At 47.3% G+C, this 18487-nt stretch carries 14 protein-coding genes; 6 read left to right on the forward strand and 8 right to left on the reverse strand.

Annotated elements, in window-relative coordinates; translation table 11 throughout:
* Positions 1-2 precede the first annotated feature (2 nt).
* The 6 genes from ACLHR0_RS01940 to ACLHR0_RS01965 form a co-directional block, all read right to left on the reverse strand.
* Positions 3-953, reverse strand: coding sequence for an N-acetylornithine carbamoyltransferase (locus ACLHR0_RS01940; RefSeq protein WP_429061302.1), 951 nt, complete (start codon positions 951-953; stop codon positions 3-5).
* A 72-nt stretch (positions 954-1025) separates the two neighbouring features.
* Positions 1026-2153: an aspartate aminotransferase family protein gene (locus ACLHR0_RS01945; protein WP_436484388.1), complete on the reverse strand. Its 1128-nt coding sequence runs from the start codon at positions 2151-2153 to the stop codon at positions 1026-1028.
* A 31-nt stretch (positions 2154-2184) separates the two neighbouring features.
* A complete protein-coding gene (argC, locus tag ACLHR0_RS01950) occupies positions 2185-3168 on the reverse strand; it encodes an N-acetyl-gamma-glutamyl-phosphate reductase (protein ID WP_436484389.1) in 984 nt (327 codons plus the stop codon).
* Positions 3169-3179: 11 nt separating this feature from the next.
* Entirely contained in the window at positions 3180-4370 is a 1191-nt protein-coding gene (locus tag ACLHR0_RS01955; RefSeq protein ID WP_436484390.1) for an argininosuccinate synthase, read from the reverse strand.
* A 50-nt stretch (positions 4371-4420) separates the two neighbouring features.
* Entirely contained in the window at positions 4421-5200 is a 780-nt protein-coding gene (locus tag ACLHR0_RS01960; RefSeq protein WP_370909718.1) for a GNAT family N-acetyltransferase, read from the reverse strand.
* Between the two features lie 743 nt (positions 5201-5943).
* Positions 5944-8004: an alpha-L-fucosidase gene (locus ACLHR0_RS01965; RefSeq protein ID WP_436484391.1), complete on the reverse strand. Its 2061-nt coding sequence runs from the start codon at positions 8002-8004 to the stop codon at positions 5944-5946.
* Between the two features lie 319 nt (positions 8005-8323).
* Between ACLHR0_RS01965 and ACLHR0_RS01970 the strand changes: the two genes are divergently transcribed.
* Positions 8324-9718, forward strand: coding sequence for a Gfo/Idh/MocA family protein (locus ACLHR0_RS01970; RefSeq protein WP_370909716.1), 1395 nt, complete (start codon positions 8324-8326; stop codon positions 9716-9718).
* 253 nt (positions 9719-9971) lie between these two features.
* Here ACLHR0_RS01970 and galK read toward each other — a convergent pair whose 3' ends face one another.
* Together galK and ACLHR0_RS01980 are read right to left on the reverse strand one after the other, a co-directional pair.
* Positions 9972-11117, reverse strand: a complete 1146-nt coding sequence (galK, locus tag ACLHR0_RS01975; RefSeq protein WP_436484392.1) for a galactokinase — start codon at positions 11115-11117, stop codon at positions 9972-9974.
* 109 nt (positions 11118-11226) lie between these two features.
* Positions 11227-12549, reverse strand: a complete 1323-nt coding sequence (locus ACLHR0_RS01980) for a sugar MFS transporter (RefSeq protein WP_436484393.1) — start codon at positions 12547-12549, stop codon at positions 11227-11229.
* Between the two features lie 198 nt (positions 12550-12747).
* Between ACLHR0_RS01980 and ACLHR0_RS01985 the strand changes: the two genes are divergently transcribed.
* The 5 genes from ACLHR0_RS01985 (at position 12748) to ACLHR0_RS02005 (ending at position 18482) form a co-directional block, all read left to right on the forward strand.
* Entirely contained in the window at positions 12748-14664 is a 1917-nt protein-coding gene (locus ACLHR0_RS01985; RefSeq protein WP_429045408.1) for an MFS transporter, read from the forward strand.
* Positions 14636-15601, forward strand: coding sequence for an ROK family protein (locus ACLHR0_RS01990; RefSeq protein ID WP_370909712.1), 966 nt, complete (start codon positions 14636-14638; stop codon positions 15599-15601). Before ACLHR0_RS01985 ends, ACLHR0_RS01990 begins: the two co-directional genes overlap by 29 nt.
* Positions 15602-15637: 36 nt before the next feature.
* A complete protein-coding gene (locus ACLHR0_RS01995; RefSeq protein ID WP_436484394.1) occupies positions 15638-16693 on the forward strand; it encodes a N(4)-(beta-N-acetylglucosaminyl)-L-asparaginase in 1056 nt (351 codons plus the stop codon).
* Between the two features lie 65 nt (positions 16694-16758).
* Positions 16759-17514 (forward strand): copper homeostasis protein CutC, encoded by a 756-nt coding sequence (locus ACLHR0_RS02000; RefSeq protein ID WP_429045404.1) that lies wholly within the window; start codon positions 16759-16761, stop codon positions 17512-17514.
* An 83-nt stretch (positions 17515-17597) separates the two neighbouring features.
* Positions 17598-18482 carry an alkaline phosphatase gene (locus tag ACLHR0_RS02005; RefSeq protein WP_429061307.1) on the forward strand — a complete coding sequence of 295 codons (885 nt, stop codon included), beginning with the start codon at positions 17598-17600 and terminating at the stop codon, positions 18480-18482.
* Positions 18483-18487 lie beyond the last annotated feature (5 nt).

An 18487-nucleotide genomic window follows, 5' to 3' on the forward strand; every position in this document is an offset into this window, starting at 1 on the left:
AATTATCCTTTGAGTATTTCACTCAAAACTGCCTGGGCAGCCCATACCCGGTTACCGGCTTCCCGGATAACGATGGATTGGGGACCGTCCAGTACTTCATCTGCAATCACTACATTCCTTCTTACCGGGAGACAGTGCATTACCTTGGCAGCATTGGTGAGCTTGAGTTTTTCGTTGGTAAACATCCAGGAAGGGTCTGTGCAGGTGATCTTACCATAGTCTTTGTAAGAAGACCAGTTTTTCACATATACAAAATCCGCGTCCTGCAGGGCTTTATCCTGATCGTATTCAATTTGTGCGTTACCGGAAAATTTTTCGTCCAGTTCGTAGCCTTCCGGATGGGTGATTACAAAATCGGCTTCTCCCCATGCGTTCATCCATTGTGCAAAAGAGTTGGGAACAGCCTGTGGCAGCGCTTTTACGTGAGGCGCCCAGGTCATTACCACTTTAGGCTTACGGGTTTGCTGCCAGTTTTCCTTAATGGTAATGACGTCTGTTAAACTCTGCAAAGGGTGCAGGGTAGCGCTTTCTAGACTTACTACCGGCACGCCGGCATACTTAATGAACTGGTTAATATATTTCTCGGTATAATCTTCTTCTTTATTCTTCAACCCCGGAAAAGTACGGATGGCCAGTATGTCGAAGTACTGCCCCATTACTGCCGCCGCTTCCTTCACGTGTTCGGTGGTGTTGCCGTTCATCACCACACCGTCATTCATTTCCAGCGCCCATCCTTCCTTGTCGATATTAAACACAATTGCTTCCATACCCAGGTTCTTTGCAGCGATCTGTGTACTTAAACGTGTTCGCAAACTGGGATTCAGGAATATCATTCCCACTGTTTTGTTCTTACCTAATTCCTTATCCCTGAAAGGATCTTTCTTGTAGTTCAGCGCAATGTCCACTAACCGCGGGACACTGGGAACATCTGCTGTAGAAATAAATTGTTTCATTTCGCTTATAGGCTTTAAACAGGCAGTGGAAAGATGTTAAAGGCACACTGCCTGCCGTACATGGTTGTTTACTTATTTGTTTAATGCTTTTCCGAATGCTTCCAGGAACTGATCTGCATGGGCTTGTGTAAGCGCCAGGGAAGGCAGCAAACGGATCACGTTTGGCTTGGCTTCACCGGTGAAGATCTTATGGGTATGCAGCAGTTCTTTTTTCACATGTGATAATTCTTCCGGGAGATCTATACCGATCATCAAACCACGGCCTCTGACTTCTTTTACCTTATCAAAGGTGCGTAGCTGTTCCATGAGATAGTTACCTACTGTTGCTGCGTTCTCTATCAGTTTTTCAGCCTGGATGGTTTCCAGTACTGCCAGCGCTGCTGCGCAGGCCAGGTGATTACCACCGAAAGTAGTGCCCAGCATACCATACACCGCCTGAAATTTAGGTGCAATGATGATGGCGCCGATCGGAAAACCATTTCCCATTCCTTTCGCCATGCTGTAGATATCTGCGTTTACGCCTGCAAAATCGTGCGAATAAAACTTACCGCTGCGGCCATATCCACACTGAACGGAGTCTGCAATGAACACCGCGTTGTGCGCATCACACAGGCTCCTGATCTTCCGCAGGAACGATTCGCTGGCTACGTTGATACCACCTACGCCCTGGATACCTTCAATGATAACAGATGACACTTCATACTGCTGGAAAGCCTGATCCAGTGCGGCTTCATCTTCCCAGGGTAAAAACACTACGTTCTCTGTTTCATTTACCGGCGCAACAATCTTCGGATTGTCGGTAGCTGCTACTGCCAGGGATGTTCTGCCATGAAAAGCTTTCTTAAAAGCGATGATTTTCTTTTTGCCGTTGTAAAAAGAAGCCAGCTTCAGGGCATTTTCATTGGCTTCTGCTCCGGAGTTGCACAGGAACAGCTGATAGTCTTCCTTACCGGACACCTTGCCCAGCAAGGCGGCCAGCTCTTCCTGTAAAGGCATCTTTACAGAATTGGAATAGAAGCCTACTTTATGCAGCTGATCTGTAAGGCGTTTTACATAATGTGGATGCGTGTGACCAATAGAGATCACGGCATGCCCGCCATACAGGTCGAGATATTGTGTGCCCTTGTCATCCCAAACATGGGAGCCCAGGGCTTTTTCTATAATGATATCGTTAACGGGATATACGTCGAAAAGTTTCATGTCGGCAATAAATTGAAAATGATAAAAACACTTAGAACACGATGGACTTCAGTTTCAGTCCGGCGGTTTCATCCAATCCGCACATCAGGTTCATGTTTTGCACTGCCTGACCAGAGGCGCCTTTCAGCAGGTTATCTTCAATGGAATGGATCACCAGTTTGTTGCCGGTTTTTTCCAGTTGAATCAAACACTTGTTGGTATTTACCACCTGCTTCAGATCGATCTGTTTATCGCTTACATGTGTAAACGGATGACCGGTGTAGAAGTCCTTGTACAGCTTCACAGCGTCTTCCAGCGATAAGTCGGTTTGCAGGTACGAGGTTACCCAGATCCCTCTTGGATAATCGCCGCGTACCGGCACAAAGTTCACCTCACCATTGAAGCCTGGCTGCAACAGCTGCAGGCTTCGTCGTATTTCTTTCAGGTGCTGATGATTCAGCACTTTATAGGTAGATATATTATTGGCTCTCCAGGTAAAGTGGGAGGTCGACTGTAAGCTTTGCCCCGCTCCGGTAGAACCGGTGATACCGGTGGTATGCACTTCTGTGAGCAAACCTGCTTTTGCCAGTGGTAACAGGCCCAGCTGGATACCGGTAGCAAAGCAGCCGGGATTGGCAATGTTCTTTGCTGTTTTTATGAGATCGCGCTGCATTTCCGGCAGGCCGTATACAAAAGTGCGGTCCTTCACGGTTTCGCCTAAACGAAAATCCTGGCTCAGGTCAATCACTTTTACATGGGCAGCCACATCGGTTGCTTCGAGGAATTTTTTAGATTCGCCATGGCCCAGGCAAAGGAACATCACATCGATATCATTGCTGAGATCGCCGGTAAACAGTTGTTCTGTTTCACCCAGCAGATCTGCATGTACTGCATACAAAGGATTGCCTGCATTACTACGGCTATGTACAAACGAAATGGTAACATCCGGGTGATTCAATAAAAGCCGGATCATTTCACCGCCTGTATAACCTGCCCCGCCTACAATTCCTGCTCTTATCTTTTTATCATTTGCCATTGCCTGCTGATTTAGATAGAATTTTTAACCTGATGCCAGATCATTGTCTGGTTACCAAAAATTTTGCTGAATCCTCTTACATCATCTCCGCTCCAGCCGGTGTTCATTTCACCGTATTTACCAAACTTGCTGCTCATCAGATCGTAAGGCGAGCTGATACCGGTAACCTGGAAACGGTAAGGCATCAGGGTAACAAATACTTCGCCGGAAACATTTTCCTGGGTGTTTTGCAGGAAGGCTTCGATGTCACGCATCACGGGGTCCATGATCTGACCTTCGTGCATGTAGTTACCGTAGAACTGCGCCAGTTGATCTTTCCAGCTCAGCTGCCATTTTGTTAACACGTGTTTTTCCAGTGCGTGGTGCGCTTTGATGATCACCATTGGTGCAGCAGCCTCAAACCCTACACGTCCTTTGATACCGATGATGGTATCGCCTACGTGAATATCGCGGCCAATGGCAAAAGGACCGGCGATGGTTTGTAAATATTGAATCGCTTCAGATGGATGACCAAAAGTTTTATCGTTCACACCTGTAAGCTCACCTTTTTCAAAAGTTAATTTCACGGGTTCTTCACCCTGCTTTGTGAGCTGGGTAGGCCATGCCGCTTCCGGCAGCATACCGTTGGAGGTCAGTGTTTCCTTACCGCCCACTGAAGTTCCCCACATACCTTTGTTGATAGAGTACATGGCTTTTTCAAAGTTCACTTCTACTCCTTTGGATTTGAGGTAGGAGATCTCTTCTTCACGGCTCAGTTTCAGGTCACGGATGGGGGTAATGATTTCCACGCCGGGGATCATGATATGGAACACCATATCAAAACGTACCTGGTCGTTACCGGCGCCGGTGCTGCCGTGCGCTACCGCATCGGCACCTACTTCCTTCACATATTCCGCGATGGCTAATGCCTGGCTCATGCGCTCCGCACTTACGCTCAGCGGGTAAGTATTATTTTTCAGTACATTACCGAAGATGAGGTATTTGATCACACCATCATAATAAGAACGTATTGCATTAACAGTTTTATGACTTTTAACGCCCAGGCTGTAAGCGCGCTTTTCTATTTCCTGCAGTTCTTCTTCAGAGAAACCGCCAGTGTTTACGATCACTGAATGCACTTCATATCCTTTTTCTTCGGTCAGATATTTAACGCAATAGGAAGTATCAAGTCCTCCGCTAAATCCCAGTACTACTTTTTTCATTATGACATCTTTTTTTATAAATCCAGATAACAATATTGACGACCCTGTAGTCAGAACAGGAAAAATTTCTTTTTAGATCCGGTGGCGCCACCTTCTTTTTTACTTTTCAGCAAAACAAATCTTTTAAAACGTAACCATCGCTCGTAGAGCTTTATGTTTCCTTTAAATCTGCGGCGGCGTCTGGCGTGGTGTATGTGACCGCTGGCGCTTACGGAGAATTGTGGCTCTGGTTGTGGTGCAGCAGCAGTGGCTTTTTCGGACATTGCTTTCTCTTCTGCTTCCTTCAGTTTTTCCAGCGGGTTGTACAGCATGGCGGTACACAGGCAGTTTTTCCTGTCTTTTGCCGTAAGGATATCGAAGTTTACGCAGCTTCTGCAGCCTTTCCAGAACTCTTCGTCGTCGGTGAGTTCGGAATAGGTTACCGGCTCGTATCCGAGTTCGGAGTTGATTTTCATTACTGCCAGCCCGGTGGTTAAGCCGAAGATCTTGGCATCTGGGTATTTCTCTCTCGACAGCTCGAATATTCTCTTTTTAATTGATTTAGCCACACCGTGGCCTCTGAAGGCGGGATTAACGATCAGACCTGAATTTGCCACAAATTTCTCATGACCCCAGGCTTCTATATAGCAGAAGCCTACCCATTCGTCTTTGTCGGTAACAGCAATTACCGCTTTGCCTTCCTTCATTTTCAGTTCTACATAGTCAGGAGAACGCTTGGCAATGCCTGTTCCTCTTGCTTTTGCAGACGACTCCATCTCGTTTGTGATGGTATTTGAATAGTGAACGTCGTCAGGAGTGGCTACCCTAACGATGATATGTTGATTTTCCAACTTTTTAAATTGAAATCGTGAATCAATAAACTAACTTGAAATTCCATTGCTGGAAAGGTTCACCGGAGGATTGGGGAATCGCGGTGCGATAGCGGTCATATTCAGACAAGCGCTATCAAATTCTAGGTCGTCGGGAAAGAAATCTAAAGACATTGAACCCAACAGAATATACCCCCTCGATGAAAGCGGGATGATATGCAGAAATGTTGGTATGAGTTGCGGTTTTTTCCAACTTCAGTTCAGCGTTAAATTGTTATAAATATTGTCTTTAGTTTTAGATTATCCGCAAAGTTATAACAATATCCTTTTAAATAGTCGAATTTTTTTTGGGTAGAGAAGAATTTTAACAAACGCGGAGGTTGTCTTTCTCAGGATTACGCTGATTATACTGATTATAAGGATTGATCACTTGGATTTTTAAAGGATTTGGGGAGATATAAGCGGAGGTTGTCTTTTTCGGGATTACGCTGATTATACTGATTATAAGGATGATCACTTGGATTTTTAAAGGATTTGGGGAGATATAAGCGGAGGTTGTCTTTCCCGGGATTACGCTGATTACGCTGATTATGCTGATTATGCTGATTTTAATAAGAAAATATATTAATTATAATAATGTATATAGAGAGATAAAAATGGAATATCCAATTCTATCTCCCCAAATCCTTTAAAAATCCAAGTGATCAATCCTTATAATCAGTATAATCAGCGTAATCCTGAGAAAGACAAAATCCGCGTCGGTGTTACCGCGTGATTACGCCCAACTCGGCAATTGCGGCCTGCGCCTGCTTTTCGTCTGCGGGCGAAGTGGCCACAAAGCGGATATAGCGGGCGGTAGTCTTTTTGAAAGCCACTGTTTGCTGTACCGGGTTGTTTTTGATATTGGCAAACTGACCACTGGCTACCGGGCTGCCCCAGTTTTTGCCATCGGTGCTGGTGTAAAATCCGTAACCATAAATAATACCTTCGCCGGTGGGCGGAGTGTAGGTAAATCCTTTCAGGGAGAGGGTTTCGCCCAGATCCACCTGCAACTCATGCGGGTATCCTTTATTGCCTGCCACATAAATAGTAGCGGTATTGCCGTCTATTGCTTTAGCAGGGTCATTATCTTTGGTGGCCGCTTCCGGGGAAATTACTTTCCATTTGGCAGAAGCGATATCAAAGGTAGCGGTAACGGTTTCGCTGGCAGTTTTGCCGTTGTCGAGGAACGCTTTGGCGTGTACCACACCGCCCAGGGGCAGGTTGATAACCGTACTTTCTGCAGATATATACTTCGGCGACTTCACGGTAGGTTCGCTGCCATCCAGGGTATAGTGAATATCGGTATCGCCGGATTCGCTGTGTATCCATACTTTTCCGTCGGCGGTACGTCCTATCTGTGGCAGAGTGAGCAATCCCGGCGCCTTATAGAGCTGCACTTCGCTGATCACCGGCGCCGCCTTGGCATCCATGATATTGATACGCACCTGGGTGGTGGTGTAATCTTTCAAACGCAATATACGTTTGTGGCCGATGGTGGTTTCATTGGCAATTTGCTTCCAGGCGCCCTGTTCCAGCACTTCCACGTTGAAGGCTTTCACACGCTGCCCCAGTGCAATATATTCCTGCAGCACCAGCCTGTTGAACGTAACCGGCTGTTTATACGTAAGCGTAATAGTGGTAGCAGTGGCATCGTCGGTGGTGGCCCAGTAGGTGTTGTTGGTACCATCATTCAGGTGCGACACTTTCACCGCTTTATTATTGCTGCGTGTATGAGTAGCCGTTACTACGGCCTGCTTTGCCAGGTTGGTTTTAAAAGATACATCCAGTACACGGCGCAGTTCCATCAGGCGGGTGGAGTCGTTGGGGTGGATAAGACCATCGCGGTCAACCGGCACATTGAGGATCAGGTTACCGTTGCGGCCCACGGAGCCGTAATAAATATCGAGCAGGGAGGACACGGACTTCACCTTATCGTTTGTTTCCGGGCTGTAAAACCATCCCGGCCGGATGGATACATCGCATTCTGCGGGAATCCATTGTTCGCCATCCTCATTACCTTCATTGAGTGATTTGGTGGCCGGGCCGTTGGCGCCCGGTGCAAAACCTTTTACATTCAGCGTGCTCCAGTTGGTGGTGCCGGCAATACCATTCTCATTACCTACCCAGCGGCAACCCGGGCCTACATCACTGAAGATGACAGCATTGGGTTGATTCTTATATACCACGCTGTGGAACAGGTTCCAGTCGTACGGCTGTTTGATATTACCGCCATTGGCGCCATCGAACCACTGCTCAAACACAGGGCCGTAGCTGGAAAGCACTTCATTGAGCGTATTGGCGAACACCTGGTTATAACCGGGCTTGCCATATTCAGGATGGTTGCGGTCCCACGGAGAGAGGTACACGCCAAACTTCAGACCGTACTCTTTACAGGCGGCAGACAATTCTGCCAGCACATCTCCTTTACCATCTTTCCATGCGCTTTCGCGGACAGTGTGGGTGCTGTACTTGCTGGGCCAGAGGCAGAAGCCATCATGGTGTTTGGCGGTGATCACAATTCCCTTCATACCGGCCGCTTTGGCGGTGCGTGCCCACTGACGGGCATCCAGGTGGGTAGGATTGAATACTTTAGGATCTTCATCTCCATGTCCCCATTCTTTGTTGGTGAAAGTGTTTGGACCAAAATGAATGAACATGTAATATTCCATGTCATTCCAGGACACCTGCGCTTTGGAAGGCAGGGCGCCATAGGGCTTGATTTCCTGGGCCATTGCCATATTAAAGCCTAGCAGCCCCGCGAGGAGTAACGTGTTTTTCTTCATTGCCGGAAATAAAAGTTACAGATTACGATGTGAGCGAAGATATAGCAGATAATCAGAATCATTCAATCTCAAATTCCCTATTATTAATTCAATTTTAGCTTAAACCGGCCTTTGACACGAGGCTGATACGCCTTTGATACGCCTTTGAGGTGGACTTGATCCGCTTTCGCCCGTCTGTAGCGCGAAATAAGCCACAATTCTTCGCCGTTTATCACAAAAATGTAAGATTATTCCCTATTGGGTTGGTTTAGATAAATCAATTTTTATAAATTTAGTCCCTCCTAAGACGTATAATGTATACGCTGATAAACTTTGAACAATGAATAAAAATCCACTGCATCGCAGAAGTTTTCTGAAAAACACGGTAGCAGCTGGCGTAGGACTTTCTATGCTCGGCTCTTCTGCCAAATTATTTGCCAACGAAAAGAAACCAAAAGTTAGAATTGGTCTGATTGGTGTTGGCGCCCGCGGACTCGGTCATCTGAATTTCTGTCTCCATCGCGAAGATGCGGAAGTAGTTGCTTTCGCAGATCCTGACACCGCCTACACCCTCCCGAAGGTACGTGCCATGATCGAAAAGGTATACGGCGGCAAAAGAAAAGTAGCTGAATACACGAATGGTCCGGAAGATTTCCGCAACATGCTGAAACGCGACGACATCGACGCAGTGATTATTGCTACTCCCTGGGAATGGCATTCTATCATGGCGGTGGCCTGTATGAAAGCAGGAAAAACACCGGCGGTGGAAGTTTGCGGCGCATCAGATATCCAGGAATGCTGGGAGCTGGTAAACACCAGTGAAGAAACCGGCATCCCCGTATTTGGTATGGAGAACGTATGTTACCGCAGGGATGTGATGGCGGTACTGAATATGGTACGCCAGGGTTTATTTGGTGAGCTTATCCACTTACAGGGTGGCTACCAGCATGATCTGCGTGGCGTTAAGTTTAACAACGGCAAGCAGTATTACGGCGGTGGTGTGGAATTCGGAGAAAAGGCGCTGTCGGAAGCCAAGTGGAGAACTAACCACTCTGTGCATCGCAACGGTGACCTGTACCCTTCCCATGGCCTCGGTCCTATCAACAACTATATCAATATTAACCGTGGTAACCGTTTATTGTCGCTGACATCCGTGGCTACCAAATCCCGCGGTCTGCATAAATACATTGTAGACAATGGCGGTGAAAACCATCCAAATGCAAAAGTAGAATTCAAACTGGGCGATATCGTGTCTACCCTGATCAAAACCAACAATGGTGAAACGATCATGTTGTCGCACGACACCAACTCCCCGCGTCCTTACTCACTGAACTTCCGTGTTCAGGGTACCAATGGCCTGTGGATGGATGACCAGGAATCTATTTACGTGGAAAAGAAAAGTAAGTACGACGAGTGGGAAAAGACCGGCGACTTTAAAGACGCCAACAGCTACTTTGGAAAATACGACCACCCATTGTGGAAAAAGTATGCTAACGATGCCGCAGGCGCAGGTCATGGTGGTATGGACTGGTTTGTACTCAACTCTTTCCTGGAGTGTATCAAACGTGGCGCACCTTACCCGCTGGATGTATACGACATGGCTACCTGGTACGCTATCACTCCACTGAGTGAGCAATCCGTGGCAGAAAGCGGCAGTGTACAGTTCATTCCGGACTTCACCCGTGGCCGCTGGATGAACAGAACGCCGATCTTCGCACTGGACGACCAGTACTAAGCGGAGGGAGCGCCTTCGGCGCTGCGGATTTTGTCTTGGCTCAGGATTACGCTGATTTTACTGATTAGCTGGATTTTTACTTTTGGATTTTTTTAGATTTTTTAGATTTTTTAATAATAATTAAGGGAGATAAAAGCGAATATATCCGCTTCTATCTCCCTTAATCCTTTATAAATCAAAAAGTAAAAATCCAGCTAATCAGTAAAATCAGCGTAATCCTGAGCCAAGACAAAATCCGCAGCGCCGGAGGCGCCTAGTCAATAATAGAAACCCCTTCCTCTATAATAGTTACATATACTTCCGGCTCCTTGCCATATTGATCCTGGTACCGGGATTTGATGAAGGAGACGTATTCATCTACCTGATCGGATTTTACGAGGTTGATGGTGCAGCCACCAAAACCTCCGCCCATTACGCGGGCGCCGGCCACTTCTTTTCTTTCCCTGGCAAGAGATACGAGGAAGTCCAGTTCCGGGCAACTTACTTCATAGAGTTTGCTCAGTCCTTCGTGGGTGGCATACATCAATTCTCCAAACTGTTGCAGGTCGCCTTTCCTGAGCAGTGCGGTAGCATCCTGTACGCGTTGTATTTCAGCGATCACGTAATTACAGCGGTCGTATACTTTGGAAGAAAGCTGTGCGCGTACTTCGTTGAGCATATTCATATCTGCATCGCGCAGGGATTTCACGACGGGGTGATTTGCCTGGATGGCCTTTACCCCTTCCTCACACTGCTGCCTACGTACATTATATTCCGAGGAGGCGAGTGAGTGGTGTACCATGGAATTGCACAGCACTATTTTGTAATCGGGGAAGCTGAAAGGGAAATATTCAAATTCCAGGCTGCGGCAGTCGAGGCGCATTACCTGGTCTTTTTTACCATGCAAGTTTGCAAACTGGTCCATGATGCCGCATTTTACGCCGGGGAAAGTATGTTCCGCTTTCTGACCGATGAGGGCCATTTGCATGCGATCCAATCCGTATGCGAAGATGTGGTCCAGTGCGGCTACGAGGCCACCTTCCACTGCCGCGGAGGACGACATGCCTGCGCCTACGGGAATATCGCCGGCCAGTACACAATCGAAACCCTGTACTGGTAGTCCGCGTTCCTGCAGCTGATACACTACTCCCATGAGATAGTTGATCCATCCGGGGGTTGGCTTCACCTCGTCCAGGCTGAACGACACGGTTTCGTTGGTAAAAACGGCGTGTACATTACATTGCTGAGTATTGTTGAGCGCGATGGCATATACAATTTTTTTATCGATAGCTGCGGGTAAAACAAAACCATCATTATAATCTGTATGTTCACCGATCAGGTTGATTCGTCCGGGGGAAACGACCATCAGTGGCTCTTTTTCAAATAAGTGGATAAACTGCTCCCTGGTTTCTTGTATCATTAAAAGATTATTAAACGTAAAATTTACACCTAAAAATATAAAAATGATTGAGAATAAAAAAAGGTTGTTCCGATTTTCGGAACAACCTTTCAAAAAATATCAGGAGTAGTTAATTCTTGCCTACTTTATCGCCTACCAGGGCATAAAACAGGATGTACAGGTAGCAGGGCACCATGCAGTACAGGAATGCGTGTCTGAAATCGATGCTGCTGCTGTAAAGGAAGCTGAACATGCTGTGCTGGTCGAACATACCGCTGTAGATCTGCGGGATTACGCCACCACCGGCGATACCCATTACCAGTAAGGCGGAGCCTATTTTGGTAAAGCGTCCGAGTCCGTCGATCGCCATTGGGAAAATGGCCGGCCACATGAGTGCGTTTGCCAGTCCGAGTAAAGCGATGAATGTTACCGCAGAGAAGCCGGTAGCGAAATAGGCGGCTATGGTAAACAGTACGCCCAGTATAGCAGAGATCTGCAATCCTTTTTTACCCGAAAGGTATTTCGGGATGGTGGCGATACCTATTACATAACCTGCCAGCATGGCTACGAGGGTGAAGGTGGTGAAGTACTTGGTATCGTCTACGCTCATGCCGAGGGCTTTTCCGTACTGACCGATTACGTCGCCGGCCATTACTTCCACGCCTACATAAACAAAGATGCAGAGTACGCCCAGCAACAGCTGAGGGAACTGGAATACGCTTGTTTTACCGGTGGTAGCTGCGGCGGTGGCAGCATCTTCCGAATTGGTATCTATTTCCGGTAAAGAAGAACGTTTCAGGAGAAACGCCAGTATAGTTAATATGATAGCGATAGCTACATAGGGTCCGATTACGCGGGAAGCCAGGCTATCGAGTAAAGCATTTTTCTGAACTGCATCTACCGCAGCGGCGATATCTTTTTCCAGCTTGTCGGCTCCTTTCAGTACAATAGAGCTGAGGATCAGTGGTGCCAGGGCGCCTGCACTTTTGTTACAGATACCGAGGATACTGATACGTTTGGCTGCACTTTCCTTTGGTCCGATGATGCTGGCGTAAGGGTTGGAAGCGGTTTGCAGCAATGATAATCCCGCGCCCTGGATGAACAGGCCGGTGAGGAACATGGCAAAGCTGCGTGCGTTGGCGGCAGGAATAAATACCAGGGAGCCGATGGCTATGATGAGGAGTCCTAAGGCCATCCCATTCTTGAAACCTGTTTTGTTCAGGATAAAGGAAGAAGGAATAGAGAGGAAGAAGTAGGCCATATAAAAGGCCATGGTTACCAGCAGCGCCTGGGAAACGTTCAGTTCACATACGATCTGGAAAAACTGGATCAGTGTTCCATTGAGCCAGGTAACAAACCCGAATACGAAAAACAATATGCCGATGATGGCCATTGATTGCGCATACCCGGCCTGTTTGGAAGGGACTTTCATTGTTACTGTTTGGTTGGACATAAGCTGTCAGAATTATTTTTTTTTGATAAACACGAACATAATTAAACTTCTCTTATATTTCTTGTATATTTCGCAATTATTTTTGCTAAAACGTTTTACCCAATCACTAAATTGCAAGAATATTTTGACTTTTTAAAAAATTTTAAAAAAATAATTATACATTTAACCGGCAAAATTTCACCGTAACTTAACACGTTTATGACTGAGCAATCAAAACAAAACGCACAAAGCACCCATCCTTCGTTCTTTGTGCTTATTCTGGTTTTCTTTTTCTGGGGATTTCTGGCTGCCTCCAACAGTATCTTTATCCCATTTTGCAAATCTCACTTTAACCTTACCCAGCTGGAGTCGCAGCTGATCGACTTCTCTTTTTACAGTGCCTATTTTATAGGTTCACTGATCCTGTACCTGGCTTCCACTGCTAGAAAAGTGGATATCCTCAACAAGATCGGGTACAAGAAGGGTATTATTTACGGATTGCTGATTTCGGTGCTTGGCTCGGTGATTATGATTCCATGTGTGAATAAGGAAAAGATTGTTCCTATTAAAGAAACCATTGCTGACATCAGCGGTTTCCAGGTAGAGCAGCAGTTACAGACTTCCGACAGGCAGGTGAAGATCCGCCGTGAGAAAGACCCTGACACTTATTCGCTCCTGATCAGCAGCAATGAATCCGCTGAAAAGTACACCACGAATCCACAGTTAATTTCTGCAGTTTCCGGTGGTTTTACAAAAGATGAGGAGCATAAACAATATGCTGCCAGCTTCACAAAAGCCAACCTGGAAAAGATAGTTACGGTACTGGATACAGATTATAAACAAACGGTTACATTCGGATATTTTGCCCTTATCCTCATGGCTTTATTTATAGTGGCCTTAGGATTTTCACTGCAGCAAACTGCTGCCAATCCATTTGCTATTTTACTGGGAGATCCTGCCAAAGGTACACACCGCCTGAATCTCGCGGGAGGTATCAACTCCTTCGGTACTACCATCGGACCCATCATCGTGAGCATGTTGCTGTTTGGTAATATTAAGGGCGGCGAAGTAAGTACGGATATCAGCAAGATCAATACTTTATATTTCCTGCTCATTGCGTTGTTCCTGATTGCAGCTGCTATTTTTGCTTTTGTGAAGATGCCGGAAAGCCAGGATACAGAAGGTTTTGAATCTTCTCCCAAGGCTACTAAGTCATTACTGGCTATCACCTTTATGTTCATCCTGATCCTCATGGGGCTGGTGCTGAAATTTGAATTGCCTATGTTCATTGCCGGTATTGTGGGTATTATCGGTATCCTCTTCTATACCAAGATGGCATCTGCCAACAATAGTGAAGGCTGGGGTGCCATGAAATATCCGCAGCTGATCCTGGGCATGCTGGCCATCTTTATATATGTGGGTGTGGAAGTATCCATTGCCAGTAATCTCGGCGCATTACTGAAGCATCCTGGTTTCCTGACTGTAAAAGGTTTGGCAGAATCAGAACTGGATCCTTATGTATCGCTGTTCTGGGGAAGTATGATGATTGGCCGCTGGACCGGTGCTATCAGCGTATTTAATGTATCTAAAACCACCCGTAATATTCTCTGTGTAATTGTTCCTTTTGTGGCTTATGGTGTTATTCTCGGCGCCAACAGCATCAAGGGCAATGATATCAGTGTTTTATATCCATATGTCATCTGTATAGTGGTACAGATCATTGGCTTCTTCGCCGGCCAGGACAAACCTGCCAAAACCCTCACCATCTTTGGTTTGCTGGGTGTTGGTTCTGTTCTGATCGGGCTATTTACCACCGGTCAGCTGGCTACATTTGCATTTATCAGCGGCGGATTATTCTGCTCTGTGATGTGGCCAAGCATTTTCGCATTATCTATCGCAGGCCTGGGTAAATATACCGGTCAGGGTTCTGCGTTCCTGGTAATGATGATCCTCGGTGGCTCGCTCATTCCTCCTGTACAGGGCGGTCTGGCAGACATTGCAAGCATTGGTATCCACGCCTCTTATGTTATTCCGGCGCTGTGCTTTGCTTATCTCGCGTTCTTCGCATTTAGAGTTAAAACCATTTTAAAATCTCAAGGAATTGATTATGAGTCAGCAGTTAGCGGTGGGCATTGATATCGGGGGTACTAACACCAAATTTGGTATTGTAGACCGCAGGGGTAATATTATATGTGATGGTCGGATGTTAACCAATCAGCACGAAGATGTAACCGGCTTCCTGGATGAATTGCACGAACACCTGTCCGCGCTTATTGAACAAGCGGGAGGCATCGAAAACATGAAAGGTATCGGGGTAGGCGCTCCTAATGGCAACTACTACACCGGCAATATAGAATATGCGCCCAACCTGCGCTGGAAAGGCGTAGTACCGCTGGCCAGTTTGCTGGAGCAGAAATTCGGTTTGCCTACCGTACTCACCAACGACGCCAATGCGGCAGCTTTGGGAGAACTGATTTATGGTGCTGCCAGGGGTATGAAAGACTTTATCGTGATCACCCTGGGTACAGGTGTAGGAAGCGGTATTGTAGCCAACGGGCAGCTGATTTATGGCCATGATGGTTTTGCCGGAGAGCTGGGTCACTGTATCGTGATCCCTGGCGGCAGGCTGCATGCCGGTACCGGAGCACATGGTTCGCTGGAAGCGTATGCTTCTGCCACCGGCGTTACCAATACCGCCATAGAATTCCTGGCTAACCGCCCGGATACGCCCAGCATTATGCGGGAGCATACCAACGAAGAAATCAATTCCAAGCTCATCTACGAAGCAGCCATGGAAGGCGATCCGCTTGCCAGGGAAGTATATGAGTTCACCGGCAAAATACTCGGTGAAGCCCTCGCCAATTTCGTGATGTTCTCCAGCCCGGAAGCGATTGTGCTGTTCGGCGGCTTAACCAAAGCCGGAGACCTCATCATGAAACCGGTACGGGAACATATGGAGAAGAACCTGCTTCCTATTTTCCAGAATAAGGTTAAATTGCTGTTCTCTGAACTGAAAGAAAGCGATGCAGCCATTCTGGGCGCCAGTGCACTGGCATGGGAAATGAAAGACTAGCTTTCAGCGGAAGCAGAAAAGTATAAAATGCTTTATATGAGTAATAGAAGATCATTCCTGAAAACAGCGGCCCTCAGCGCCGCTGTTTTCTCTTTGGACGGAGTAACGGGAACGCCTGCACGTTCACAGGGAAAACGCGGACTGGTAAAAGGAAAGCCGATTGTGGTATCTACGTGGGACTTTGGCCGTGCAGCCAATGCTGCTGCGTGGGAGGTACTGAAGAAAGGCGGCCGCGCACTGGATGCTGTGGAAGCAGGCGTAAAGATCCCGGAAGCAGATCCCAACAACCACACCGTTGGTTTCTCCGGTTACCCCGACCGCGATGGCCGTGTTACGCTCGATGCCTGTATCATGGATGAACATGGCAACTGCGGCTCTGTAGGCGCACTGGAACATGTAACCCACGCTATTTCTGTAGCCCGCCTGGTGATGGAAAAAACGCCACATGTGATGCTGGTAGGCGATGGCGCCTTACAGTTTGCACTGGCCAATGGCTTCCAGAAGGAGAACCTGCTGACGCCTGAATCAGAAAAAGCATGGAAAGAGTGGTTGAAAACATCGGAATATAAGCCTGTCATCAACATAGAAAACAAATCGTATACGCCCACCAACGGCGCCACCGCGTTTAATCCGCTGATGCTGCCGGGGAATGTATACAACCACGATACAATAGGCATGGTGGCAATGGACGCCGACGGTAACCTGTCCGGCGCCTGCACTACCAGTGGCATGGCCTTTAAGCTGCATGGCCGCCTGGGCGATTCTCCCATCATCGGCGCAGGATTGTATGTAGACAATGAAATTGGCGCTGCTACCAGCACTGGTGTTGGCGAAGAAGTGATCAAAATAGTAGGCAGCCACCTGGTGGTGGAACTGATGCGTCAGGGATATCCGCCGGAAAAAGCCTGTAAAGAAGCGGTAGACCGTATTGTGAAAAGAAGTCCTTCCAAAGCAAAAGAAATCCAGGTTGGTTTCCTGGCCCTCAATAAAAAAGGAGAGCATGGCGCTTATTGCCTCCAGAAAGGCTTTAGCTATGCGGTGTGCACCAGTGATACCAGCAATGTGCTAATTGACGGGAAACATCATTTTTAGCAGACAGGGATCAGCCGTTGTGGCTGATCCCTGTACTGATACCTCATTCTCAAAAGCTATTTTTTATGTCTTTCACCCTCGAAATATGTGCAGGATCAGTAGCATCCTGCATTGCAGCGGAAGAAGGCGGCGCAAACCGGATAGAACTGTGTGACAACCTGCTGGAAGGCGGTACTACGCCCAGCTATGGTGCCATTGCGCTGGCCAGAGAAAAAGTAAAAATAGACCTCTACCCTATTATCCGCCCGCGTGGTGGTGATTTCCTTTACTCCGACCTGGAGTTTGAAGTAATGAAACGTGATATTGAGCTTAGCAAGCAACTGGGCTGCAATGGTGTGGTAATTGGTATCCTCCTGCCTGATGGCCGGGTAGATAAACAACGATGCAAAATACTTGTTGACCTGGCATGGCCGATGGGTGTTACTTTTCACCGCGCCTTTGACATGACAGACAACCCGTTTGAAGCCCTGGAAGATATCATTTCCATCGGTTGTGAACGGATCCTTACTTCCGGTGCGCGCAATACTGCGCTGGAAGGCGCGTCCCTATTGAAAGAGCTGGTGGAAAGGGCGAACGACCGCATCGCTATTATGGCCGGTTCCGGTGTTCGTGCCAGCAATATTGCCCAGCTGATTACCGCTACGGGTGTTACGGAATATCATACTTCCGCAAAAGCCTATGAAGAAAGCGGGATGATCTATCGCAATCCCAATGTGAGCATGGGCGGCATTCCCGGCGTTCCTGAGTATGGCATCTCTGCCACACAGAAAAAAGAAGTAACATTAATACGTGAAATAGGAGAGAAAACATTACTATCTTAGTCGCTCTGTTTAGCTAAAGATTTATTGAAAACCCATTATTAATTGCAGGCTGACGTGTGTCAGCCTAAAAGTGAACAACGAAAATGAAAAAACTGATCATTGCAACAGGTTTGTTGCTTGGCGGATTCTTCGCGCAGGCACAGATCAAAGGGGTAAAGCATGTTATCCTGATAGGCATGGATGGCTTCGGCGCTTACTGTTTTCCGAAAGTGGACAACCCCAACATGAAACAAATGATGCAGGACGGTGCGTGGACCTTACAGGCCCGCAGTGTATTGCCTTCCTCAAGTGCGGTTAACTGGGCCTCTATGGTGATGGGCGCCGGTCCTGAAGTACACGGTTATACAGAATGGGACAGCCGGAAACCGGAATTGCCTTCCCGCGAGCTGGATCAGTATGGTATGTTTCCATCTATATACACGATTTTACGTGAACAAAAACCAAAGGCAGAGATAGGCGTTATTTACAGCTGGGAGGGTATCGGTTATTTGTTTCCAAAAGCAGCGGTCAACAAAGAGCTTGGCACACACGACAACGACAGCCTCGCTACTGCGGCGGCTGTAGCATATATCAAAGAAAAGAAACCGGACTTCCTGTTCATCCATTTTGATGAACCCGATGGAACCGGGCATAATATTGGTCATAATATACAGCCTTACTTCGACCAGGTAGCAAAGAATGATGTGTTGCTGGGAAAAATTCTGCAGGCAGTGAAAGATGCAGGGATGTGGGATAATACCATCATCCTGCTGACGGCCGATCATGGCGGCATCAAGAAAGGACATGGCGGCAAAACGATGGAAGAAATGCAGATTCCCTGGATCATCCGTGGCCCTGGCGTGGCAAAAAATAAAGAGATCAAAAGCAGTGTGGTGACCTACGATACCGCTGCTACTCTTGCCTGGATCTTTGGGTTGAAAACACCGCAGGTGTGGACCGGAAGGCCAGTGACGGAAGCGTTCAAATGATATTG

It is taken from the genome of Chitinophaga sp. ARDCPP14 (genome assembly GCF_051362515.1).
Classification (GTDB): domain Bacteria; phylum Bacteroidota; class Bacteroidia; order Chitinophagales; family Chitinophagaceae; genus Chitinophaga.

Coding starts and splice junctions, on each gene's coding strand:
- ACLHR0_RS01995 (WP_436484394.1), top strand. CDS start 15,638: ATGAGTAATAGAAGATCATTCCTGAAAACAGCGGCCCTCAGCGCCGCT.
- ACLHR0_RS01965 (WP_436484391.1), bottom strand. CDS start 8,004: ATGAAGAAAAACACGTTACTCCTCGCGGGGCTGCTAGGCTTTAATATG.
- ACLHR0_RS01940 (WP_429061302.1), bottom strand. CDS start 953: ATGAAACAATTTATTTCTACAGCAGATGTTCCCAGTGTCCCGCGGTTA.
- ACLHR0_RS01945 (WP_436484388.1), bottom strand. CDS start 2,153: ATGAAACTTTTCGACGTATATCCCGTTAACGATATCATTATAGAAAAA.
- ACLHR0_RS01980 (WP_436484393.1), bottom strand. CDS start 12,549: ATGTCCAACCAAACAGTAACAATGAAAGTCCCTTCCAAACAGGCCGGG.
- galK (WP_436484392.1), bottom strand. CDS start 11,117: ATGATACAAGAAACCAGGGAGCAGTTTATCCACTTATTTGAAAAAGAG.
- ACLHR0_RS01985 (WP_429045408.1), top strand. CDS start 12,748: ATGACTGAGCAATCAAAACAAAACGCACAAAGCACCCATCCTTCGTTC.
- ACLHR0_RS01990 (WP_370909712.1), top strand. CDS start 14,636: ATGAGTCAGCAGTTAGCGGTGGGCATTGATATCGGGGGTACTAACACC.
- ACLHR0_RS02005 (WP_429061307.1), top strand. CDS start 17,598: ATGAAAAAACTGATCATTGCAACAGGTTTGTTGCTTGGCGGATTCTTC.
- ACLHR0_RS01970 (WP_370909716.1), top strand. CDS start 8,324: ATGAATAAAAATCCACTGCATCGCAGAAGTTTTCTGAAAAACACGGTA.
- argC (WP_436484389.1), bottom strand. CDS start 3,168: ATGGCAAATGATAAAAAGATAAGAGCAGGAATTGTAGGCGGGGCAGGT.
- ACLHR0_RS01955 (WP_436484390.1), bottom strand. CDS start 4,370: ATGAAAAAAGTAGTACTGGGATTTAGCGGAGGACTTGATACTTCCTAT.
- ACLHR0_RS02000 (WP_429045404.1), top strand. CDS start 16,759: ATGTCTTTCACCCTCGAAATATGTGCAGGATCAGTAGCATCCTGCATT.